The sequence below is a fragment of the Vagococcus acidifermentans genome, assembly GCF_003987655.1.
Taxonomy (GTDB): Bacteria; Bacillota; Bacilli; order Lactobacillales; family Vagococcaceae; genus Vagococcus_B; species Vagococcus_B acidifermentans.
Window position 1 is genome coordinate 26,223 of the sequence record NZ_NGKC01000011.1, and the last position, 23,497, is coordinate 49,719.

Annotated in this window: 26 protein-coding genes and 1 pseudogene; 25 read left to right on the plus strand and 2 right to left on the minus strand. The window is 46.2% G+C overall.

The window, feature by feature from the left end; genetic code table 11:
- Positions 1-6: 6 nt before the first annotated feature.
- From pflA to CBF27_RS09975, 8 genes and pseudogenes are all read left to right on the plus strand, one after another.
- Positions 7-774, plus strand: coding sequence for a pyruvate formate-lyase-activating protein (gene pflA, locus CBF27_RS09945; RefSeq protein WP_126814152.1), 768 nt, complete (start codon positions 7-9; stop codon positions 772-774).
- 8 nt (positions 775-782) lie between these two features.
- Positions 783-965 carry a hypothetical protein gene (locus CBF27_RS09950; protein WP_126814153.1) on the plus strand — a complete coding sequence of 61 codons (183 nt, stop codon included), beginning with the start codon at positions 783-785 and terminating at the stop codon, positions 963-965.
- Between the two features lie 19 nt (positions 966-984).
- Positions 985-1,620: pseudogene (locus CBF27_RS09955) on the plus strand (penicillin-binding transpeptidase domain-containing protein); the annotation flags it as partial.
- Positions 1,621-1,760: 140 nt separating this feature from the next.
- On the plus strand, positions 1,761-2,177 hold the full coding sequence (locus CBF27_RS09960; protein WP_126814155.1) for a GNAT family N-acetyltransferase: 417 nt from the start codon (positions 1,761-1,763) through the stop codon (positions 2,175-2,177).
- 36 nt (positions 2,178-2,213) lie between these two features.
- Complete coding sequence (locus CBF27_RS14155) at positions 2,214-2,357, plus strand: hypothetical protein (protein ID WP_170175078.1); 144 nt, start codon at positions 2,214-2,216, stop codon at positions 2,355-2,357.
- Positions 2,347-3,183 (plus strand): Cof-type HAD-IIB family hydrolase, encoded by an 837-nt coding sequence (locus CBF27_RS09965; RefSeq protein WP_126814156.1) that lies wholly within the window; start codon positions 2,347-2,349, stop codon positions 3,181-3,183. The genes CBF27_RS14155 and CBF27_RS09965 overlap by 11 nt, the downstream gene beginning before the upstream one ends.
- Positions 3,184-3,368: 185 nt before the next feature.
- Positions 3,369-4,010: a TetR/AcrR family transcriptional regulator gene (locus tag CBF27_RS09970; protein ID WP_126814157.1), complete on the plus strand. Its 642-nt coding sequence runs from the start codon at positions 3,369-3,371 to the stop codon at positions 4,008-4,010.
- 34 nt (positions 4,011-4,044) lie between these two features.
- Entirely contained in the window at positions 4,045-4,425 is a 381-nt protein-coding gene (locus CBF27_RS09975; RefSeq protein ID WP_126814225.1) for a hypothetical protein, read from the plus strand.
- A 91-nt stretch (positions 4,426-4,516) separates the two neighbouring features.
- Here the strand turns inward: CBF27_RS09975 and CBF27_RS09980 are convergent, their stop codons facing one another.
- Together CBF27_RS09980 and CBF27_RS09985 are read right to left on the minus strand one after the other, a co-directional pair.
- Complete coding sequence (locus CBF27_RS09980; protein ID WP_126814158.1) at positions 4,517-5,158, minus strand: GyrI-like domain-containing protein; 642 nt, start codon at positions 5,156-5,158, stop codon at positions 4,517-4,519.
- Between the two features lies 1 nt (position 5,159).
- The gene (locus CBF27_RS09985; RefSeq protein WP_126814159.1) at positions 5,160-5,969 is read right to left on the minus strand and encodes a MerR family transcriptional regulator; all 810 of its coding nucleotides are present in this window, start codon (positions 5,967-5,969) and stop codon (positions 5,160-5,162) included.
- Positions 5,970-6,261: 292 nt separating this feature from the next.
- On the opposite strand from CBF27_RS09985, the gene CBF27_RS09990 reads away from it, so the two are divergent.
- The 17 genes from CBF27_RS09990 to CBF27_RS10070 all read left to right on the plus strand — a co-directional run bounded on the left by CBF27_RS09990 (position 6,262) and on the right by CBF27_RS10070 (position 23,467).
- Complete coding sequence (locus tag CBF27_RS09990) at positions 6,262-7,185, plus strand: manganese-dependent inorganic pyrophosphatase (RefSeq protein WP_126814160.1); 924 nt, start codon at positions 6,262-6,264, stop codon at positions 7,183-7,185.
- Positions 7,186-7,240: 55 nt separating this feature from the next.
- Positions 7,241-8,260: a DUF1803 domain-containing protein gene (locus CBF27_RS09995; RefSeq protein WP_126814161.1), complete on the plus strand. Its 1,020-nt coding sequence runs from the start codon at positions 7,241-7,243 to the stop codon at positions 8,258-8,260.
- 49 nt (positions 8,261-8,309) lie between these two features.
- A complete protein-coding gene (locus CBF27_RS10000) occupies positions 8,310-8,672 on the plus strand; it encodes a thioredoxin family protein (RefSeq protein WP_126814162.1) in 363 nt (120 codons plus the stop codon).
- Positions 8,669-9,028 carry a hypothetical protein gene (locus CBF27_RS10005; RefSeq protein ID WP_126814163.1) on the plus strand — a complete coding sequence of 120 codons (360 nt, stop codon included), beginning with the start codon at positions 8,669-8,671 and terminating at the stop codon, positions 9,026-9,028. Before CBF27_RS10000 ends, CBF27_RS10005 begins: the two co-directional genes overlap by 4 nt.
- A gap of 42 nt (positions 9,029-9,070) precedes the next feature.
- On the plus strand, positions 9,071-9,991 hold the full coding sequence (locus CBF27_RS10010) for an RluA family pseudouridine synthase (RefSeq protein ID WP_126814164.1): 921 nt from the start codon (positions 9,071-9,073) through the stop codon (positions 9,989-9,991).
- Between the two features lie 239 nt (positions 9,992-10,230).
- On the plus strand, positions 10,231-10,773 hold the full coding sequence (gene pyrR, locus CBF27_RS10015) for a bifunctional pyr operon transcriptional regulator/uracil phosphoribosyltransferase PyrR (RefSeq protein WP_126814165.1): 543 nt from the start codon (positions 10,231-10,233) through the stop codon (positions 10,771-10,773).
- 143 nt (positions 10,774-10,916) lie between these two features.
- The gene (locus CBF27_RS10020; RefSeq protein ID WP_126814166.1) at positions 10,917-12,194 is read left to right on the plus strand and encodes a solute carrier family 23 protein; all 1,278 of its coding nucleotides are present in this window, start codon (positions 10,917-10,919) and stop codon (positions 12,192-12,194) included.
- A gap of 21 nt (positions 12,195-12,215) precedes the next feature.
- Positions 12,216-13,142, plus strand: a complete 927-nt coding sequence (locus CBF27_RS10025) for an aspartate carbamoyltransferase catalytic subunit (protein WP_126814167.1) — start codon at positions 12,216-12,218, stop codon at positions 13,140-13,142.
- A 10-nt stretch (positions 13,143-13,152) separates the two neighbouring features.
- Complete coding sequence (locus CBF27_RS10030; RefSeq protein ID WP_126814168.1) at positions 13,153-14,439, plus strand: dihydroorotase; 1,287 nt, start codon at positions 13,153-13,155, stop codon at positions 14,437-14,439.
- On the plus strand, positions 14,440-15,525 hold the full coding sequence (locus CBF27_RS10035) for a carbamoyl phosphate synthase small subunit (RefSeq protein ID WP_126814169.1): 1,086 nt from the start codon (positions 14,440-14,442) through the stop codon (positions 15,523-15,525).
- Positions 15,518-18,697, plus strand: a complete 3,180-nt coding sequence (gene carB, locus CBF27_RS10040; protein ID WP_126814170.1) for a carbamoyl-phosphate synthase large subunit — start codon at positions 15,518-15,520, stop codon at positions 18,695-18,697. Before CBF27_RS10035 ends, carB begins: the two co-directional genes overlap by 8 nt.
- 15 nt (positions 18,698-18,712) lie before the next feature.
- Complete coding sequence (locus CBF27_RS10045; RefSeq protein WP_126814171.1) at positions 18,713-19,498, plus strand: dihydroorotate dehydrogenase electron transfer subunit; 786 nt, start codon at positions 18,713-18,715, stop codon at positions 19,496-19,498.
- Positions 19,495-20,415 (plus strand): dihydroorotate dehydrogenase, encoded by a 921-nt coding sequence (locus tag CBF27_RS10050; protein WP_126814172.1) that lies wholly within the window; start codon positions 19,495-19,497, stop codon positions 20,413-20,415. Before CBF27_RS10045 ends, CBF27_RS10050 begins: the two co-directional genes overlap by 4 nt.
- On the plus strand, positions 20,412-21,125 hold the full coding sequence (gene pyrF, locus CBF27_RS10055) for an orotidine-5'-phosphate decarboxylase (protein ID WP_126814173.1): 714 nt from the start codon (positions 20,412-20,414) through the stop codon (positions 21,123-21,125). The genes CBF27_RS10050 and pyrF overlap by 4 nt, the downstream gene beginning before the upstream one ends.
- Positions 21,126-21,128: 3 nt before the next feature.
- Positions 21,129-21,749 (plus strand): orotate phosphoribosyltransferase, encoded by a 621-nt coding sequence (gene pyrE / locus CBF27_RS10060; RefSeq protein WP_126814174.1) that lies wholly within the window; start codon positions 21,129-21,131, stop codon positions 21,747-21,749.
- 27 nt (positions 21,750-21,776) lie between these two features.
- Positions 21,777-22,460: a carbonic anhydrase family protein gene (locus CBF27_RS10065; protein WP_126814175.1), complete on the plus strand. Its 684-nt coding sequence runs from the start codon at positions 21,777-21,779 to the stop codon at positions 22,458-22,460.
- A 32-nt stretch (positions 22,461-22,492) separates the two neighbouring features.
- Positions 22,493-23,467: a diaminopimelate dehydrogenase gene (locus CBF27_RS10070; RefSeq protein ID WP_126814226.1), complete on the plus strand. Its 975-nt coding sequence runs from the start codon at positions 22,493-22,495 to the stop codon at positions 23,465-23,467.
- The last annotated feature ends 30 nt before the right edge of the window (positions 23,468-23,497 follow it).

Below are 23,497 nucleotides of genomic sequence, written 5' to 3' on the forward strand. Positions count from 1 at the left end.
ATTACTATGGCAGAGTCAGTTACCGGCAGAATACATTCGACTGAAAATTTCGGCACAGTTGACGGACCGGGTATCCGTTTTATCGTATTTACACAAGGATGCCGGATGCGTTGCCAATTTTGTCATAATCCTGATACATGGAAAATCAACGGCGGCAGAGAAGTTACGACTGACGAATTGCTGGCTGAGGCAGTCCGTTATCAGGGTTACTGGGGAAAAGACGGCGGCATTACAGTAAGCGGTGGCGAACCGCTGTTGCAGCTGCCTTTTGTGACAGATTTATTTAAAAAAGCGAAAGCCCAGGGCATTCACACAACTCTTGATACGTGTGGCAAGCCGTTTACATTTGACGAACCGTTTTTCAGTGAATTCAATGAACTGCTGAAATATACAGATTTGATTTTGTTTGATATCAAACACATAGACAGTGAGCAGCATAAAGTATTAACAGGGCATTTTAATGAAAATATCGTTGAGATGGCAAAATACTTGTCGGATATCGGACAGCCGGTTTGGATTCGCCATGTCCTCGTTCCCGAACGGACAGATTACGACGAGTATTTGATTCGTCTGGATGCCTTTGTTAAGACATTAAAAAATGTTGATAAGTTTGAAGTGCTGCCGTATCATACGATGGGGATTTACAAGTGGCGTGACTTAGGCATCGACTATCCGCTGGAAGGCATTGACCCGCCGACCAAAGAACGTGTGCTGAATGCCCAAAATTTGCTGCATGTCAGAGATTATACTGGGTATCAGACACGGAAATTTTAATTGAGAATATGCTCAAACACAAAAAAGAGGCGAAAGCCTCTTTTTTTATCGGTTTGCTGCATGCTGTCAGCGACATTGCGGCGCGGATGATTTTCACTGAAATTGTGGCAAATACATTGCTTGAAAAACACAGCGGCTTAAAAGTTTTATTGACAATGCCGCCTAAATGTTGGGGACGTTTCTTTCGTTAGAAAAAAGGAGGGTTTTGCATGGTCAAGTAATGTCGGGATGGTCATATTAGAGGAGCGGATGGCGGATGAATTTCAGCAAATGATTCAATCATTCGGTTTTTTTAAGCCGACACACGCTGTTTTATCTAGTGAAGCCACAGGAGATATTCAAAATGGAACAAAAATCGACAGGGCGATGAATGCTTACGGACAAGCACTATCCGTGACACCAGTGCAAATGTTCCAAGCCTTGACCGCAATCGGAAATGATGGGAAAATGTCAGCACCCCATTTTATAAAAGCAATTGAAGATGGTGAAAAAAGCGAATTGATTGAACCTAAAATCATAGCCAACCCCGTCTCTAAAGCAACTGCCAATAAGGTATTAAACTATATGGAGGCGGTCGTTGAACATGAAAACGGCACGGGCACGATGTTTGCAGTAGACGGCATAAAGATAGCAGCGAAAACGGGAACAGCTGAATATATAGAGGATGGCAAATACGCAAAAAACAAGTATATCCACTCTGTCGTTGAAATATTTCCTTCTGATAATCCCGAATATGCACTGTACATGACGCTGAAAAACCCAAAACTTGAAGGGAAAAGCGGTTCGGAGATTCTTGCAGAAGTTACGAATCGCATAGTCAAGGACACGGTCGCTAATGATTTTTAGTGATGCGAATGGTTTACCTATTTAGAAAACTAATTAAAGGACTTTTGCGCTTCACTGCGTACAAGTCCTTTTTGCAACTTTTTTGTGTGAATGACTATGATATACTTGATGTATTCATTAAACAGGAAAGGGAGTTGACGATGGACATCAGATATGCAAAAGAAACTGATATGACTTTTTGGCTGAAGCTGGATAAGCATATAGCGGAAGCAGAGCTGCGGAAGAAAATACGTGACCGCCAAGGCTACGTATTGCTGGAACGCGACAATCCGGTTGGTATTTTGAGATACAATTTATTCTGGGATAACATTCCATTTTGTACGATGTTGTACATAACTGAGCCTTTTCAGCGTAAAGGATACGGCAAACTGCTGCTGAAGCACTGGGAAAAAGACATGAGTCAAGCAGGATACGACATGCTGATGACCTCAACACAAGCGGACGAACCCGCCCAGCATTTTTATAGAAAACTCGGTTATCAAGATGCCGGTGGCTTGATTATCAATGTCCCTAAATACCGGCAGCCAATGGAGATTATATTCATTAAAGAAATGTAAAGAGTATCACCAACAATAATCATGAGGAGGGCGCTTATGCCGCAAAGTAAAGACAGGACGCTGACGCTGATTGCCTGTGGTACCAGCTGTATGTTTTTGGTGTTCTGGATTGCTTCAGCTTTTCTTCAATGTTCATGCTATGATTATTATAGAAAGGACGGGTGGTTGCATGACGATTAAAACAATTGTGCTGGATTTAGACGGCACACTCTTAAATGATGACAAAGAAATTTCTGAAAAAACAAAAGATATATTGATTACCGCTCAAGAAAAAGGAATAAGAGTGGTTTTAGCTTCCGGCAGACCGGTCACTGGCATGCTGAAATATGCCAGCCAGTTAAAGATGGACCAATACCATGGTCTTCTCATTGCGTATAATGGCAGTAAAGTAGTGGATTGCCAGACCAGCGAGGTTTTATTTAATCAAGCGCTGACGGTGTCAGAGGGGAAAGCTGTCTTGCATCACATGAAAAAGTTTGACGTCAAGGTGATGATTGACAAGGATGATTATTTGTACGTCAATGATGTGTATGACTGTGACATTAATTACCGGGGCGAGAAATTCAACATCATTCAATACGAAGCAAGGGGAGGCAACTTCAAACTTTGCGAAAAAGATGATTTGGAAGAGTTTTTGGATTTCCGCTTGAATAAAATACTGACTGCCGGCGACCCTGAATACTTGCAGGCAAATTATAAGCAGATGATGGCGCCGTTTAAAGACTCCTTAAGCTGCATGTTTACTGCTGATTTTTATTTTGAATACACAGCACACGGAATTGATAAAGCCAATGCTTTAGATACTGTTTTTGATTTATTAGGAATCAGCGGGCAAAAGGTCATTGCTTTTGGCGATGCACCAAATGACATGTCGCTATTGATGTATGCTGATATCGGCGTGGCGATGGAAAATGCGGTCGCGGAAGTGAAAAAGGCGGCGGATGTGGTCACTTTGTCCAATAATGATGATGGTATTGTGCATGTTCTTGAGGATTTCATCGGATAATTGTTGTAAAGCTGGAAAGCCTTGGCATATAAGGCAGCCGGCTTTTTTTGTTAGTAATGAAATGTGTGCAATTAGAGAAAGAGACAGACGTTTGTTGAGGAATGATAAATCGAGAGCCGTTGACTTTTATTTAAAGTATGTTACGCTAATATAAAGACCGCTGGTCGGTTTGTTAGGAGGCACAAATGACTACTCAAGATAAAGGAAGAGAAACCAAAGAACTAATTGTTTCGACTGCCATGGAGTTATTTATGTCAAAAGGCTATGATTCAGCAACAATGCAGAACATCATGGACGAGACAGGTTTATCCAAAGGTGCTTTGTATCATCATTTCAAAAGCAAAAATGATATTCTTGACTACGCAATGACAGAGGAATTGAACCATGTAACACATTATCTAGGAAATGTAGTGGCACGTGATGACTTGCGACCTGTAGAAAAAATGGATGTATTGATTGATTATTTATTGAACAATGACAATATGCAGCGCCTGACAGAGTTCAATTGGACTGAAAAAATTCCGTTTGGTCTATTATTTACGCTTAGAAATACTCTCAATGTGCTGTCAAACTATGTTTCAGAAATAATAAAGCAAGGAAATGACAGCGGCGATTTTAAGTGCGCGTATCCAGATGAGGCGGCAAGTGTCCTGTTACTTCTTGTCGATATTTGGTTGGACCCGACGATTGTCGATAGTTCCTACAATGATGTTTTGAGAAAAATTGATTATCTGTCTGACTTTCTGGACTTCAATAATATTCCCATATTATCAGATGAAAAGAAACGTTTCTTAAAGGAAAAAATCAAATCGTTTTATGTGTCTTAGAGGAGAAATGAAAATGACTGTAGAGAAACAAAAAATGAACGTGCTTTTAAGAATATTGTTTATTATCACTATTTGTGCCATGTTCGGGGCGTCATTGCTGCAGCTGTTTGTTCCTAGTTTGATGGGAGCAAACTCCGAATATGGCACAGCTATCGGTTGGCAAAGGGAGATTGGCTTTTGGAATCTAACTGTTTTGCCAATTCTTATCGGTATCAATATTAAATATGATTATTTTTTCCTCAGACTCGTTATTATATCATTAATCATCGGAGGAATCGGTTTTGGGACTAATCACCTTATTGGATATTTAGAAGATACATCTAAAGTTATCAGTTTAATCGGCGCGGTTGAGAATTATTTTCTAGCAGTTATGTGGATGATTGGGTTGAAGATTGAATCGCAAAGATTACACTGACTTGAATAAAGAATGGCATCTGGGAATTAGAGCGTCAAATAAATGAAAAATACCGGATACCTTTTCGCTAGAGGAAGATATCCGGTATATTTTAGTCATCTGTATACGCAACTGGAAAACGCAGAACAGTTTTATTTTTCTCAGGCGCACTTTTTCTCGGATCGCTCAAATAAATTTCCTTATGTGTTGGCGAAAGCCGCTTGAGCTTATTTTCGTCACAATACGCCGCCATCTTTTGAAATGTCTCATGTTCAGTGTCGTATGGTCCGATATGCAGCATTTGCAGGCAGAGGCCTTCTTCAATGGATTCAAACTGAATCCGCTCATTATAAGGATTCGGTTTGCTTTCTGTCACCCGTTGAATCGTTTCTTCCGCGAATTGCTCAGTCACAAAGTCCGGCTGACGTATCATGACTTTAAATGTTAAGTCCTCTTTGTCAAATGTCTGACCAGTTTGATAAGCTGTGATGCCGCGCTCATTTAACGACCAAAAGCCTTCTAGTGGATAGACCGTGTAATCAAAGTAACCATCCGGCTGGAGCCCTTTTTTAGGAGACATTTTGACGCTGTAAGAGACGGCATAAAGCGCTCCGACCGCCTGACCAAAGGCAGCGCTGTTCGGGTTGCCTTCGCCGGAAATGCTAAAGTAGGTCAGTTTAGGGATGGTGATGAGTGTCGGTTTGGCTTTCGGCAGATAAAGGTCTTTCTCTTTTTTGCGCCATTCATGCTTCATGTTAGTCATTCCTTTTCAATTTCTCTTTTAGTAACAAGGTGATTTCAGTGACATAATGTTGTGCATTGCCTTTAAAAATTTTGCCGGGTCCTTTGACAAAGCGTGTGAAGAAGTAATCCGCAGTGTTGATGCCATGGGTATTGACATAATCAATCAAACATTTATAGGCTTCCCCGATTGTATGGTAAGAGCCAGTGTGAATCACTTGCAGTCCAGTTCGGGCAGGCAGTGTGTCTGTTTTAACATCATCAGATGCTATTTTCCGTGTCACAGGCAGACAAATGTTGAATGGCTCGTTGTTTGTTTGAAAGGCGTCAACTTGAAATACTTCCCCGGAAGCAACACCTCCCGCAGCTTCGTACAGTATCCTGATTTCTTCGCCGATATCATCATAAGGCCCCGCAAACCGTCTGTAGATGTATAATTGTTCTTGTATATCCACAGTGGACACAGCATAGTCCTGCACAGGCGGAGAAAGAGGCGCATGTGTCATCATTTTTTCCAGCTTGTTGACTTGTTTCTGAAGTATTTCGATGTCATCAAGAATCGCCTGTTTCTTTTCAGAAAGGTAATAAGTCAAGTCATCAAAAGATGATATCGTCGCTGTGATGTCCTTGATTTCAGCAATAGTGAACTGGTTGTCTCTGAGTACGGCTAATAACTTTGCTTTTTCATAATCTGTCTCAGAATAATACCGATAACCTGTGTCTTCATGTCTATACGAAGGAGGCAGGATATGTTCGCGGTCGTAGTACCGCAGTGTACTTGCGGGCAAGCCGGTAATTTTGGAAAATTCATTGATTTTGTACATTGGTCTACCCCCTGTATTGAGTATAAACGTTAACGTGCGGTATAAGGTCAAGTGTGGCCACAGGAAAAGTCTGAAAAACTATGTCTAAGTGCACTCTATCATGCCGTGCACATGAAGTCACTAAAAATAAAGCCGGCTTGTCATTGCCTGCTGCATTCCAATCCTCAACCGTTGGGAGTTTTCGCTAATTTAACCAAACTTAGTTCACAAATTAACAGTTTACTTATTTCATCACGACAGTTTTATGTTATAATACACTACGAATGAGTTTATACATGGAGGTAGAATGATTATGTCAAAAGTTTTAATATTCGGACACCAAAATCCAGACACTGATGCGATTACTTCGGCGATTTCGTTTGCCTATTTACAAAACAAGCTGGGAGTAGAGGCAGAGGCTGTTGCTCTGGGAGACGTCAATGAAGAAACAGCGTATGCGCTGAACCATTTCGGCGTAAAAGCGCCGCGTGTTGTAGAAACAATCGGCAATGAAACGAAGCAAGTCATGCTGGTCGACCATAACGAGGCACAGCAAAGTGTTGCTGACATCAAAGATTTGGAAGTACTGGCTGTTGTCGACCATCACCGGATTGCCAATTTTGAAACGGCTAATCCGCTTTATTATCGTGCGGAGCCGGTCGGTTGTACGAATACGATTATTTTGAAATTATTCAAGGAACATCAAATTGATATCCCGGCTGACATTGCGGGACTGATGCTGTCGGCGATCATTTCAGATTCCTTATTGTTTAAATCACCGACTTGCACACCGGAAGACGTGGCAGCGGCGGAAGAGCTGGCTGCAATTGCCAAGGTGGACATCCAGTCTTACGGCCTGGAAATGTTGAAAGCCGGAACGAATTTGACAGATAAGACAGCTGATGAACTGCTTGACGCGGATGCCAAAAGCTTCCCGATGGGAGATAAGAATGTCCGTATCGGTCAGGTGAATACGGTGGATATAAACGATGTGCTGAGCCGCCAAGCGGAACTGGAAGAAGCGATGGCTAAGCAAAACGCCGACAACGGTTATGATTTATTCCTGCTGATTATCACGAATATTTTAGACAGTGATTCAGTTGCATTAGTAGCCGGCGAACCGAAAGAAAAAGTTGAAGAGGCGTTTCAAGTGACGCTCGATAACAACACAGCACTGCTTAAAGGTGTGGTTTCCCGTAAGAAACAGGTTGTCCCGCCGTTGACAGAAGCTTTTTAAAAAATTGACTTCCAAGTCCGTCTTGGAAGTTTTTCATTTTAAGTGAGGAAGATAGATGGAACTACATTTATGCGAAACATCATTTGACCGCAAACGCGCACGCTATTTAACCCAACCAGCGTTTACTAAGCTGTTGACTTTTCTCGCAGAGAACCAAGAAAAGGACATCTTTTTAAGGGAAATCCGGCAGCTTGCAGACATGGACTACAAACAGGTGGATGCGTTTATCGACTTTTTCATCAAAATGGGTGTGATTCAGCGCGACAAGCGTCTGTACAAACTGACGTCCCCGGTGATATCCGCGCAAGCATTTTATGACCTGCTTTCAGTCGTCCGAGCCTCTGTCAGTGAGTTTTTGGAGACGTGTTCTGATGAGGTGCTCGGCTTGACTGATTGGACCGGTGATTTAGAGAAAAAATATGTGCTGCTGGCGTATTATGTTTTTCATTGTCTGCCGGATAAAGTCATTGGCAGTCAGGCGGCGGACTATCTGGCATTTTATGAGCAGACGGAAGGACTTTTTGCTTCGGCGTCAGTCAAACAGTTGTCGTCCGGCAAATACACGGTTGTTTCCTTTCAAGACAGCGGCCGGCTGTTTGAAAAAAATATGCCGTCTTATTTCAACTGTGTCCAGTTGGGCGACTGTCACGGCACTTGTATTGAACCGATTTATGAACTGATAGGTGATGTGAACCCGCATTTTTATTTGCCGTATGTGGCTAAAAAAATACGTAGAATGGCTAAAACCGGCAAAATGAACCGCCGCGACCAAGATATCTTTATTGATTCGCTTGAAGCGTTTGAAGTGATTGGTAAAGATGCCGCGGGACAGGACCGGCTGCAGCTGCCAGTTTTCGACAAAGCGCAGTTGGCCTGTGAGTTTCCGCCTGATTTATTGGACCGGCTGGGCAGGCAAGTACGGCTACTGGACGAACGTCTGTCTGTCCCTTATCTGCCTATGCGGGAAATCTTTCGCTTGTTTGGCGCAGTTATGATAGAATTTTACGTAGAACAAGGAGCGGTTCAGCGTCCTGCTGTAACGGGGATGCTGCTGGTCGACCAAGCAAAATCGTAGGCTTTTAAACAGAATTGGCATACAATATGTGCGATAGGGAGGTAGGGAAATGTTTAACTACTACACAACGATCGAAGATGTTCGCACAGTGATTCGAGACAATCCGCTTGTTTTTCTGTACATCGGCCAGCCGAACTGCAGTGTCTGCCACAGCCTGAAACCGCAGTTGGAGCGTCTGTTGGCAGAATTTCAAGATGATATCATGTTTGTCGAACTGGATGCCATGGCGACGCCTGAGGTTGCTTCGGAATATCAGGTGATGGCTGTGCCGGCACTGCTGCTCTTTTATGAAGGACATGAATATTTGAGGAAAGCACGCATCGTCAATACAGGGGAACTTTATGAGTCGGTGAAAAAAGTGGTGGCTGGTGTGCGCTCTCTTGATGAAACCAAAGGAGGAAAAACAGATTGAAAAAACTGTTTGCATTAATTGGGATTATAGCTGTCGTGGGAGCGGGCGGCTACTACTATTACACGTCAACCCGGCAGACCGCACCTGATTCGTCCAATGTGTCCACCGGCAGTACGGAGCTGGACGGTCAGATGCTCGGTGGTGACGCGCCGGTGAAAAAGGATATTAACGACAGTCCGTATCGGGCGACTTACAAGAGCTGGGACGAATTGGATGAGGCGCGGACGGAAGAAAAAGAGATATTTGATGTTGCGGAATTTCCCGGGAAAAGACTCCGCCTCATCAGCGCTGAAAAGCAGCAAGACGGGACATATTTAGCGATTTTTGAAGAGGCTCCTCAAAACGGGGCCGACTAAAGCAAAGCAGAATAGCAGCTTGCAGCAAATCACAGATGAAAGATGGAACACACGTTGGATAGATTGAATTTTACAGTAACAGATGAAACAGGACGCATTGACAAAGTGATTCCTGAAAAGTACTCTGATTTTTCACGGTCGCAAATTCAAACGTGGCTGAAAGAAGGTCATGTACGAGTAAACGGGCGAATTGAAAAGGCAAATTACAAAGTCAAGGCCGGCGATGTCGTCACAATCGAGCCGCCTGAGCCTGAGGTTTTGGACTTGATTCCAGAAAATATCCCGCTGGACATTGTATATGAAGACAAGGAACTGGTCGTAGTTAACAAGCCGCAGGGGATGGTCGTGCATCCTTCTGCCGGTCACAGTTCAGGCACACTGGTTAATGCACTTTTGTATCATATCAAAGATTTGTCGTCCATCAATGATGTCATCCGTCCGGGAATCGTGCACCGCATCGACAAAGACACATCAGGCCTGTTGGTGGTCGCCAAAACAAATCGCGCCCATGAATCGCTGGCAGCGCAATTGAAAGAGAAGACCACCCTGCGCAAATATGCGGCACTGGTTCACGGTGTCATTCCCCACGAAAGAGGCACGATTGATGCACCCATCGGCCGGTCAAAGGAGAACCGGCAGAAACAGGCGGTTGTTAAAGACGGCAAGGCGGCTGTCACGCATTTCAAGGTTTTAGAGCGGTTTGCGCGTTTCACGCTGATTGAATGTCAGCTGGAAACAGGACGCACTCATCAAATCAGAGTGCACATGCAGTATATCGGTCACCCGCTTGCAGGCGACCCTGTTTATGGCCCGCGGAAAACATTGGCCGGCAACGGGCAGTTTCTCCATGCGGCGGCGTTGGGCTTTAAGCATCCGGTTTCCGGCGAGTGGCTGGAGTTTGAGGCGCCGCTTCCGCCGGTTTTCCGTGATACGCTGGAACGGATCGCTTCATCAGAGAAATAAGCTGATAAAAAAGTAGTGATTTCAGAAAAAAAACATTGCATATTCACTGATAGTGATGTAGAATGTCAAGAGACAATAAATAATATAGTATCCTTTAAAAATAGTCCCGTGAGGCTGACAAGGAGAGAAAGCAACACTTCCTAGGTGAAGTGTATCTAATTGTGTACTTTTACCTCTCAGTCTGTACTAGACTGAGAGTTTTTTTATTGGCTACTAATTCAAAATGGGAGGAAAAAATAATGGTGGATAAGGAAATTATTGACGGCACGACAATGAAGCGGGCACTGACCCGGATAACGTACGAAATCATTGAACGTCACAACGGCATTGAAGATATCGTTTTAGTCGGTGTGAAAACGCGGGGGATTTTTATCGCAAACCGGATTGCCAATCGTCTGAAGCAGCTGGAGGGTGTTTCAGTGCCTGTCGGCGAGCTGGATATCACGTTGTACCGGGATGACCAGCATCAAGTGAGCAGTGACGAGCCTGAGCTGCACTCATCTAACGTACCGGTCGATATTACCGACAAAGAAGTGATTTTGGTGGATGATGTCATATTCACCGGCAGAACGATTCGGGCTGCGCTGGATGCCATCATGGACATCGGCCGACCAAAAAAGATTTCTCTGGCGGTACTGGTAGACAGAGGCCACCGGGAATTGCCGATTCGGGCAGACTATGTCGGCAAAAATATCCCAACATCAATGAAAGAACAGATTATTGTGGATATGGAAGAAGTGGACGGACAGGATAGAATATTGATCCGTCAACTGGCAGATTAATAGAGACGCTTTTTAAATTAAGTACAGAGAGACTGGGAAGAGCGAAAAATGACAGAGGGAAGGTTCAAAGGCCCCTCGGATTTTGTTTGTCCTTGTTTCTAAAATGTATGAAACAAGGCTTTTTTTTGGAGGAGACATAACTGATGGAAAATTTTAGAAATACTGATGCAGTACTGGATATTCATGACAAACCAACTGGGTTGAAATGGTTTGGTCTCAGTCTGCAGCATTTGTTCACCATGTTTGGCGCCACCGTGCTGGTGCCGATTCTTGTGGGAATCAACCCAAGCGTGGCACTGCTGAGTTCCGGACTGGGCACACTCGTGTACTTGTTTACGACGAAGGGCAAAATACCCGCCTACCTCGGCAGCAGCTTTGCTTTTATTACCGCAATGCAGATGCTGATGAAAAGCGACGGTTATCCGGCCATTGCTCAAGGGGCGATGACGGCAGGTCTGGTCTACGTCATTGTTTCTTTCATCATCAAGCGGAACGGTTCGGAGTGGCTGGACAACATACTGCCGCCGATTGTCGTCGGTCCGGTCGTCATGGTTATCGGTCTGGGACTGGCTGCTAATGCGGCGAACAATGCGATGTACGATAACGGCGAATACAGCCCTAAATTCATCGTAGTTGCACTGGTGACGATGCTGCTGACCATTATCTTCAATATGTTTCTCAAAGGTTTCATGGGGCTTATCCCGATTTTGCTGGGGATTGTTTGCGGGTATGGCGTGGCACTGGCGGCCGGTATCGTTGACACGGAGCTGATTGCTGATGCGGCTTGGTTTGCACTGCCGAACTTCGAAGTGCCGTTTGTGACATACGAACCGAAGCTGTACCTGAATGCCATCACGACGATGGCGCCGATTGCGTTTGTGACAATGACGGAGCACATCGGCCATCTTATGGTCCTGAACAAATTGACGAAGCGCAACTTTTTTGAAGACCCGGGTTTGTCAAAAACCTTGCTCGGCGACGGTCTGGCACAAATCACAGCCGGGTTAGTCGGCGGTCCGCCAGTGACCAGTTACGGAGAAAACATCGGTGTGCTGGCGATTACGCGTGTCCACAGTGTCTTTGTTATCGGAGGAGCAGCCGTACTGGCGATTTTGCTTGGATTTGTCGGTAAAATCAGTGCTGTTATTCTCAGCATACCAAATCCGGTCATTGCCGGAATCAGCTTTATTCTGTTCGGCGTCATCGCTTCCAGCGGTCTGAAAATCTTGATCGACAATAACATTGACTTCAATAAAAAACGCAATCTGCTGATTGCATCTGTTATTTTGGTCACTGGTATCGGCGGTTTGAGTTTTCGTTCCGGACCGGTTGAGGTTTCCGGTATGGCTCTGGCGACAGTGTTCGGTATCATTTTAAATCTTGTATTGCCGGAGAATGCAAAAAGCGAAACAACAGATTAAAACGAAGGGAAGTTTTAATAAATGATCATTACATCTGAACGAATCAGTTTAAAGCATTTGCTGACAGCTGAATCTTTAAGCGATCAAGAAGTCATGGGACTAATCAAACGGGCTCAGGAATTTAAAAATGGGGAAAAATGGCAGCCGCGTAAGGAACAATATTTTGTGGCAAACTTGTTTTTTGAGAACAGTACCAGGACGCACAAAAGCTTCGAAATGGCCGAGCGCAAAATGGGTATCAATGTGATTGAGTTCGACGCCAAAGCCAGCTCGGTGTCAAAAGGCGAATCTCTTTACGACACGGTGCTGACGATGGCAGCAATCGGCGTTGATGCGGTAGTTGTCCGCCACTCAGAGGAAAACTACTACAATCAGCTCATCCAGAGCAAAACGATTACCTGCTCAGTCATCAACGGCGGTGACGGCAGCGGCCAGCATCCGACTCAGTGCCTGCTGGATGTCCTGACGATTTATGAAGAGTTTGGCCGGTTTGAAGGATTGAAGATTGCGATTGTCGGCGACTTGACACATTCGCGTGTGGCTAATTCCAACATGAAGATGCTGAAACGGCTTGGAGCTGATTTGTATTTTGCGGGACCGGAAGAATGGTACAATAAAAAATATGAAGCATACGGTGAATACCAGCCGATTGATGCAGTCGTAGATAAAGTAGATGTAATGATGATGTTAAGAGTCCAGCATGAAAGACATGAAGGGGACGAAAATTTTTCGAAAGAGGCATACCATCGGGAATACGGGCTGACCGTCGATCGGGCCGCTCGCATGAAAGAGCAGGCGATTATCATGCACCCTGCGCCAGTCAACAGAGATGTGGAATTGGCGGACGAGCTGGTCGAGTCGTATCAGTCTCGGATTACTCAGCAAATGACAAATGGCGTGTTTATGAGGATGGCGATTCTGGAAGCTATCATGTCAGGAAAAGCATAGGAGGAAGACAATGAAAACTTTACTAAAAAACGGACGGATGATATCCCACAATAACGAAATGACTCCGGTTGATATCTGGATTGAGGATGGCATTATCAAAGCAATCGGCAAAGACTTTGAACAGTCAGGTGTCGGGTTTGATAAAATCATTGATGCCCAAAACGGGTTGGTCACGCCTGGTTTGGTTGATGTCCACGTGCATTTCAGAGAACCGGGATTTGAATATAAGGAAACCATTCAAACAGGCAGCCGCTCAGCGGCCAAAGGCGGATTTACCACAGTCTGTGCCATGCCTAACTTGAATCCAGTCCCTGATACTAAGGAAAAATTGTCAGACATCTATCGCCGGATTCAACAGGACGCAGTCGTCAAAGTGCTTCAATATGCACCGATAACGATGGATTTGCGCAGTGATGTCTTGACTGACCAGCAGGCATTGAAGGAGGCCGGTGCTTTTGCCTTCACCAATGACGGTGTCGGTGTTCAGACTGCCGGTGTCATGTATCAGGCAATGAAAGAAGCTGCGGCCAACAACATGGCGATTGTCGCGCATACAGAAGATGAATCGCTGCTGTTTGGCGGCGTGATGCACAAAGGCGCAGTGTCCGAGAAGCTGGGGCTTCCGGGTATCATGAGTGCGACTGAGTCCTCCCAAATCGCACGGGACGTCCTTCTGGCCAAGGAGACGGGAGTTCACTACCATGTGTGCCACGTGTCAACTAAAGAAAGTGTGGCAGTAATCAGAGAAGCGAAAAAAGCAGGCATCCGTGTGACGGCTGAAGTCTGCCCGCATCATCTGATTTTATCGGAGAACGATATACCGGGTGATATCGGCAACTACAAGATGAACCCGCCGATTCGGGCGAACGAGGACCGGCAGGCATTAATCGACGGACTGCTTGACGGCACGATCGATTGTATCGCCACAGACCATGCGCCTCACAGCCGCGAAGAAAAAAATCAAAGCATGCTTAAAGCACCCTTCGGCATCATCGGCAGTGAGATTGCCTTTGAGCTGATGTACACGGAATTTGTGGAAACGGGCATTTTCACATTGGAACAAGTGGTCAATTGGATGACAGTAGTACCGGCCCGCCTGTTCAATCTGGACTGCGGAACACTTGCCATCGGAAGCGCCGCAGACATAGCTGTGTTTGATTTGGATGAAACAGTCACTATCGCAGATGATTTTGCTTCAAAATCAAACAACACGCCTTTTATCGGTAAAGAGGTTAAAGGGCAGACACTTTACACGCTGGTGAATGGCAACGTGGTATGGCACAAGGGAGGAAATTAGATGAAACGCTTGTTAATTTTAGAGGACGGTTCAGTTTTTGAAGGCGAAGGATTTGGTTCTTCAGCTTCCACAACAGGTGAAGTGGTTTTTACCACCGGTATGTCAGGGTATCAGGAAGTTGTCACAGACCAAAGTTTTAACGGTCAAATCGTATTATTCACCTATCCGCTCATCGGCAACTACGGTGTCAACCGGGATGATTATGAAACGATTTCGCCAACGTGCAAAGGCGTCATCGTGAAAGAACATGCGCGCCGTCCGTCAAATTGGCGGTCCCAGCTGTCTTTCGATGAATTTTTAAAGGCAAACAATATTCCGGGGATTTCCGGTATCGATACCCGTAAATTGACGAAAAAAATTCGTGAAGCGGGGACAATAAAAGGCAGCATCATCGATGTAGTGTCAGATTTGAAACACGAGTTCGACCAGCTCAAAGCAACGGTGCTGCCAAAAAATCAAGTACAGCAAGTGTCGGTCGAAAAACCTTACGTCATTCCCGGCATGGGCAGAAGTGTGGCTGTGCTGGACTTTGGGTTGAAACACAGCATTCTTCGGGAACTGGTCAAACGGCAGTGCAGCGTGACTGTGTTGCCGTATAATACAACGGCTGAAACGATTTTGTCATTGTCGCCGGACGGTGTCATGCTCAGCAATGGTCCGGGAGACCCGAATAATGTACCTGAAGCAATTGAGATGATTCAAGGCATTCAAGGAAAAGTGCCGATTTTCGGTATTTGCCTGGGACATCAGCTCTTGGCAATGGCTAATGGGGCGGAATCGTATAAAATGACGTTCGGCCACCGCGGTTCCAATCACCCGGTCCGGGAAATCGCCACTGGCAGAATTGATTTCACGTCGCAGAATCACGGCTATGCGATTGATGAAAAATCGATTGACCCGGAACGAATGATGGTGACTCACGTGGAAATCAATGACGGCTCGGTCGAGGGAATCCGTCACAAACAGCACCCGTCTTTTTCAGTGCAGTTTCACCCAGATGCAGCACCGGGGCCTCATGATGCAGTGCATCTGTTTGACGAATTTATGGAATTAATGGATACATGGAAGGAGCAGGTTAATGGCTAAACGCACAGATATCAAAAAAATCATGGTAATCGGGTCGGGGCCGATTGTCATTGGACAGGCAGCTGAATTTGATTACGCTGGCACACAGGCTTGTCTTGCTCTGAAAGAAGAAGGTTATGAAGTTGTCCTGGTAAACTCTAATCCTGCGACAATCATGACTGATAAAGGCATTGCCGACAAAATCTATATTGAGCCGATTACGTTTGAATTCGTATCGAAGATTCTCAGGAAAGAATTGCCGGATGCTTTGCTTCCGACTTTGGGCGGACAAACAGGTCTGAACATGGCAATGGAATTGTCAAAATCTGGACTGCTTGATGAACTGAATATCGAACTGCTCGGCACCAAGCTGTCGGCAATCGACCAGGCAGAGGATAGGGACTTGTTTAAAAAACTGATGGAAGAACTGGAACAGCCGATTCCTGAAAGTACGATTGTCAATACTGTCGAAGCAGCGATTGAATTTGCAAATTCAATTGGCTATCCGCTTATTGTCAGACCGGCCTTTACACTAGGCGGTACAGGCGGCGGTATGTGTGACAATGAGGAAGAGCTGATTGAAATCACTACTAACGGGTTGAAACTGTCGCCGGCGACACAATGCCTGATTGAAAAAAGTATTGCAGGGTACAAAGAAATCGAATTTGAAGTGATGCGCGATTCGGCTGACAATGCTATCGTCGTCTGCAACATGGAAAACTTCGACCCTGTCGGTATCCATACCGGCGACTCTATCGTTTTTGCCCCTTCTCAAACATTATCGGATATCGAAATCCAGCTTTTGCGCGATGCGTCGCTGAAAATTATCCGCGCGCTGAAAATCGAAGGCGGCTGTAACGTCCAGCTTGCGCTTGACCCGGATAGTTTCAACTACTATGTCATTGAGGTCAATCCGCGGGTCAGCCGCTCATCAGCGCTGGCAAGCAAGGCCACAGGCTATCCGATTGCCAAATTGGCGGCCAAAATCGCTGTCGGCCTGACACTGGACGAGATGCGCAATCCGGTGACCGGCACAACGTATGCCCAGTTTGAGCCGACACTGGATTATGTCGTTGCGAAAATCCCGCGCTGGGCCTTTGACAAGTTTGAAAAAGGCGAGCGCCTGCTTGGGACACAGATGAAAGCAACCGGCGAAGTCATGGCTTTGGGGCGCAATATCGAAGAAGCGCTGCTGAAAGCTGTCCGTTCACTGGAAATCGGGACATACCATGTTTCCTTGCCGGATTTGGCGGAAGCGAGTGATGACTTGCTGACAAACCGGATGGTCAAAGCCCAAGATGACCGCCTGTTCTATCTGGCTGAAGCGATACGCCGCGGCTATGATATCGAAGAGATTTCCGATTTAACTAAAATTGATTTGTTTTATCTAGATAAACTGCTGCATATCATCGAAATCGAAGACCGGCTGAAAGCCGCGCCAAATGACCTTGATGCGCTGGCATATGCCAAGCGTTACGGGTTTGCCGACAGAACTATCGCAACATTGTGGGGCACGACAGAAGACGCTGTTTACGAACAGCGCAAGGCAGCCGGAATCACCCCGGTTTTCAAAATGGTGGATACGTGCGCAGGCGAGTTTGATTCGCAGACGCCATACTTTTACAGCTCCTATGAAGAGGAAAATGAAAGCCGGCGCAGTAACAAAGAGTCTATTCTGGTACTAGGTTCAGGACCTATCCGTATCGGCCAGGGAGTTGAATTTGACTATGCGACCGTTCAGTCGGTCATGGCGATTCAGGAAGAAGGCTACGAAGCTATCATCATGAACAGCAACCCGGAAACTGTGTCAACCGACTTCTCAGTGTCCGACAAATTATACTTTGAGCCGCTGACACTCGAAGATGTGATGAACGTTGTCGAACTGGAACAGCCAAAAGGCGTCATCGTTCAATTCGGTGGACAGACAGCCATCAACTTAGCGGAACCGCTGACTAAAAGAGGGGTCAAAATTATCGGCACCTCCATCGAAGATCTTGACCGGGCGGAAGACCGCGATTTATTTGAACAGGCATTGACGGCACTTGATATTCCGCGTCCGGACGGTGCCACAGCCACCAGTTCGGAAGAAGCCATCGCCATTGCAAGCCGGCTCGGCTATCCAGTACTGGTCCGCCCGAGCTACGTTCTTGGCGGCAGGGCAATGGAGATTGTCTGGAACCAGCATGACCTTGAGCGCTATATGAAAGAGGCGGTCAAAGCGTCGCCGGAACATCCGGTCCTAGTCGACCGCTATCTGGTCGGTACCGAGTGTGAAGTGGACGCCATCAGCGACGGCAAAGATGTGCTGATACCCGGCATTATGGAACATATCGAACGGGCCGGCGTCCATTCGGGCGATTCGATGGCAGTTTATCCGCCGCAGCAGATGTCGCAAGAAATACAGCAGACTATCGTTGATTACACGAAAAAACTGGCACTCGGTTTAAACTGTTTTGGGATGATGAATGTCCAGTTCGTCATTCATGACAATGCGGTTTATGTCATTGAAGTCAATCCGCGCGCCAGCCGGACGGTGCCATTTTTGAGCAAAGTGACCGGCATCCCGATGGCAAAAGTTGCAACACAGCTGATTTTAGGGAGAAAGCTGGCTGAATTGGGTTATCAGGACGGCTTATACGCTGAGTCCAAGATGGTCCATGTCAAGGCACCGGTCTTCTCGTTCGCCAAATTGCAGAAAGTCGACACGTACCTTGGTCCTGAAATGAAGTCGACCGGTGAAGTGATGGGGACGGATATCAATCTTGAGAAAGCTCTTTATAAAGCGTTTGAAGCAACAGGCATGCATCTGCCGGATTACGGCTCAGTTCTCTTTACCATTGCTGATGAAGCAAAAGAAGAGGCGCTGGTGCTTGCCAAACGGTTCTCCGAAATCGGCTATGGCTTGCTGGCGACCGAGGGGACCGGCAAGTACTTTAAAGCAAACGGCTTGAAAGTACAGACAGTCTCCAAGATTGCCCATGCTGACAACAGAACAGTGATAGATACTATCCGCCAGGGCCGCACGCAACTGGTCATCAACACGATGGACAATGACCATTCCGGAATTTCCGACGGTTTCCTGATTCGCCGGGAATCGGTCGAACACGGGGTGCCGCTTTTGACATCGCTGGATACTGCGGATGCTATTTTAAAAGTATTGGAGTCAAGAAGTTTTACCACAGCAGCCTTGTAAAAGGGGAAATGGAGGATGGCATTGAAACAAGAGTTAATGACAATCGTCTCACAAAAAAATATCGCACCAAGTATCTATGAACTGGTTTTGACAGGTGAGTTGGTCAACGAGATGCATACTCCCGGCCAATTTCTGCACATCCGCGTACCGCGGGAGGATTTGCTGCTCCGCCGGCCGATCAGCTTGGCGGAAATCAATCACGATGCCGGGACATGTACGATTATTTACCGTGTGGAAGGTGACGGCACAGCCTGTTTCAGCCAAATGGCATCAGGCGAACAGCTGGATGTGATGGGACCACTTGGCAACGGCTTTGATTTAGATGCGGTTTCCGCTGGTGATACAGTCTTTATCATCGGCGGAGGCATCGGTGTTCCTCCACTGTATGAGCTTGGCCGGCAGCTGAAAGAAAAACAGGCACAACTTGTCTTCATGCTCGGGTTTGCTTCTAAAGAAGTCAGTTTCTATGAAGATAAGTTCAAAGAGCTGGGAAATGTTTTTATTTCGACGGATGATGGCAGCTACGGCACGCACGGGCATGTCGGTGTATTGATGGCACAAGCGGCAGTTGATTACCAAGAGCCGACAGCCGTTTACGCTTGCGGCGCCACGGGATTGCTGCGGGCAGTCGAAGCACGCTACCTTGAACATCCGCATGCTTATCTGTCGCTGGAAGCGCGGATGGCTTGCGGCATGGGGGCTTGTTACGCCTGTATCTGTCAGTCGGCAACCGATGAGACAAAAAATAAAAAAGTGTGTGATGAAGGTCCGGTGTTTAAAACAGGGGAGGTCATTATATGAATCGTCTAGCAGTCTCTTTGCCAGGTCTAACATTGAAAAACCCGATCATGCCCGCCAGCGGCTGTTTCGGGTTCGGCCTGGAATATGCGCAATATTATGATATCAGTCAGCTGGGTGCCATTATGGTAAAAGCAGCAACAGCCGAACCGCGTTTCGGCAATCCGACGCCCAGAGTTGCCGAAACACCGTCAGGCATGCTAAATGCCATCGGCTTGCAAAATCCGGGTCTTGACGACATCATGGCGGTCAAATTGCCTGAACTGGAAAAATACGACGTGCCGATTATTGCCAATGTGGCCGGTTCGACCGAAGAAGATTACGTCAAAGTCTGCTCGGTTATCGGCGATGCGCCGAATGTCAAAGCCATTGAGCTGAATATTTCCTGTCCGAATGTCAAAGAAGGCGGCATTGCCTTCGGAACAGATGCGAACGTGGCAGCCCGGCTGACAGAAGCAGTCAAAAAAGTTGCCAGTGTGCCGGTTTATGTTAAACTATCTCCTAACGTGACAAATATCGTGCCGATCGCCAAGGCCATCGAGGCGGCGGGAGCGGACGGTCTGACCATGATCAATACATTGCTGGGGATGAGAATCGACTTGAAAACACGCAAACCGGTCCTCGCCAACGGGACTGGCGGGTTATCCGGTCCTGCAATCAAGCCGGTTGCCATCCGTCTGATACATCAAGTATCTGCCGAAGTTGAAATTCCGATTATCGGGATGGGCGGTGTCTTTACGGTGGATGATGTGCTGGAAATGTACATGGCCGGTGCCAGTGCTGTGGCAGTGGGAACAGCGAACTTTACTGACCCGTATGTTTGTCCGAAATTGATTGAAGCCTTGCCGAAACGGATGGATGAACTGGGAATTGATTCCTTGGAATCACTGATTACCGAAGTAAAGGAGAATAAAAAATGAAGCGTCCAATCATTGCATTAGATTTTCCCTCTAAAAATGAGATTGCCCTCTTTTTAGAAAAATTTCCGGTAGAGGAAAAGTTATTTGTTAAAGTCGGGATGGAGATTTTTTACCAGGAAGGACCTGACATCGTCAAGTGGCTGCGCAGTCTGGGGCATGATGTGTTTTTGGATTTAAAACTGCATGATATTCCAAATACGGTCAAGCAGGCAATGAAGGGGATTGCCCGGCTTGATGTAGCCATGACGAATGTCCATGCGGCCGGCGGCAGAAAAATGATGGCCGCGGCACTGGAGGGCTTGCGGGAAGGGAGCGGTAATTCGCAGCAAATCCCCAAGCTCATCGCAGTGACCCAGCTGACATCGACATCTGAAGAACAGATGAACCGCGAACAGCTCATCAAAGTTTCGTTGAAAGCCAGTGTGGTGCAATATGCTAAAATGACATATCAGGCGGGACTGGACGGAGTCGTTTGTTCTGCGCTGGAGGTGGAGCTGATTAAAGGCAACATCGCACCGGACTTTATTTGTCTTACACCAGGCATTCGACCCAGGAATTCCGCTGCGGGTGATCAGGAGCGCATTGTCACTCCGGAGAGAGCCAGGAAAATCGGTTCTGATTTTATTGTTGTTGGCAGACCGATAACGCAGTCGGAAAATCCTCTGATGGCTTACCAACAAATCAAAAATGAATGGAACGGGGTTCAATAATCAATGAAAAATATTGCAAAACATCTTTTGGAGATTGAAGCAGTCGCATTAAGTCCGGACAAACCATTTACTTGGGCGAGCGGCATTAAAAGTCCAATCTATTGCGACAACCGTATCACGATGAGCTTCCCGGAAGTCAGAACAGAAATTGCCCGGGCGCTTGCTGAAAAAGTCAAGGCTGCATTTCCTGAGGTCGAGGTGATTGCCGGCACTGCAACAGCCGGTATCCCGCATGCTGCATGGGTGGCGCAGATTTTAGATTTGCCGATGGTTTATATCCGCAGCAAACCGAAAGATCACGGTAAACAGAATCAAATCGAAGGTCGGATTACAGCCGGACAAAAAATGGTCGTTATCGAAGATTTGATATCGACTGGCGGCAGTGTCATTGACGCATCGCTTGCGGCTGAAAAAGAAGGAGCAGATGTGCTGGGTGTGGCTGCGATTTTTACTTATGAATTGCCAAAGGGTGTGGCTAATTTTGCCGAACACCAACTGCCGTTTGTCACGCTGACAAATTACACGGAGCTGCTGGATGTCGCTGTTGAGACAGGTAAAATCAAAGAAAGCGATGTCGCATTGCTCCAAGAATGGAAACAAGCTCCAGAAAAATGGCATATTTAGAGATTCTATGTAAGAAAGAGTGAGGTTATGAGCGAGTGCTGGTCATATCAAGGCGCAAACGGACCAGATAATTGGTGTCATCTCAATCAGGAATTTTGTGATGCGGCTGCTTTTCCATTTCAATCACCGATTAATATCGAACGTCAGGAAAAACAATTTAGCGCACCTTTTTCTGAATTGACCTTCAATTATCAGGAAACAACGTTTAATAAAAAACAATATGGATTTTCTGTCCACCACCATCCTGTGGACCGTCATAATTATATTATCAGTCAAACAACAGCATTTTATTTGACTGATGTGCATTTTCATATTCCCAGTGAGCACACATTTAATAACGAACGTGAAGAGCTTGAATGCCATCTTGTTCACAAGGATAATCATGGACGAATACTGGTGATTGGTGTATTATGTAGAAATGAGGTTGACGCAAATCTGGCTGACGACTACCGAATGATGCTGGAAGCAATTGTGTCGCAAGACGAGGTAATCACATTTAATCCTGCCTTGTTTTTGCCTGACAACTGCCATTTTTATCACTACACAGGTTCATTGACCACGCCTCCGACTGTGGGGCCGGTGGAATGGTATGTAGCGGATACGGTACAAGCTGCGACTGCACATTTGTGTCATCATTTAACCAAGATTGCGGGAGGAAAGAATTCACGTCCTGCTCAGCCTCTGAATAATCGGCACATCGATTATCAGTAACACAAATCTTATGACAGAATGGAATGATGAAAATGATCAATGTTGCAATTGTCGGTTATGGTAATTTGGGTCGTGGCGTCGAACGGGCACTTGAATATGCGGATGATATGAATCTGGTAGGAGTATTTACCCGGCGGGCACCTGAAACAGTGGCAGCTGAAAAAGCTGAAGTCTTTTCAATAGATGATCTTTTCACCAAACAGGACGACATTGATGTCTGCATTTTATGCGGCGGCTCAGCAACTGATTTGCCTGAGCAGACACCTTATTTCACCAAATATTTTAATACCGTCGACAGCTTTGACACGCACGCACGCATTCCAGAGCACTTTGAGAACGTGGACCGGGCAGCAAAAGAAAACAACAACGTATCGATTATTTCTATCGGATGGGACCCGGGGCTGTTTAGTTTAAACCGCTTGATGGGGGAAGCTATCTTACCAAAAGGCGAAACTATTACTTTTTGGGGGAAAGGCGTCAGTCAGGGGCACTCGGATGCACTGAGACGGATTGACGGCGTTCTGGACGCTGTCCAATATACCATTCCGAACGACGAGATTATTGAACGCATCAAGGCAGGGGAAAAGCTGGAACTGACGACACGGGACAAGCACACACGCGAATGTTTCGTTGTTCTGGCAGACGGAGCATCTGAAGAAAAAATCAGAGAAGAAATCGTCACAATGCCTAACTACTTTGATGAATATGATACGACCGTGCACTTTGTTTCGCAAGACGTCTTAAACGCGGAGCACAAACAAAAAATGCCTCACGGCGGAAAAGTGCTGAGAGTCGGACACACCAGTGAGCAGAACAAAGAAGTGATTGATTACTCGCTTGAATTGGACAGCAATCCGGAATTCACAGCAAGTGTCCTGGTGGCTTATGCGAGAGCCTGCGGAAGACTGGCAAAAGAAGGCCAGACGGGTGCTTACACTATTTTTGATATTGCACCGAAATATCTTTCCACGAAGTCTGACAATCAGTTGAGAAAAGAACTCTTATAATACAAATAAAAAACTCTGACGTTTGTTTTT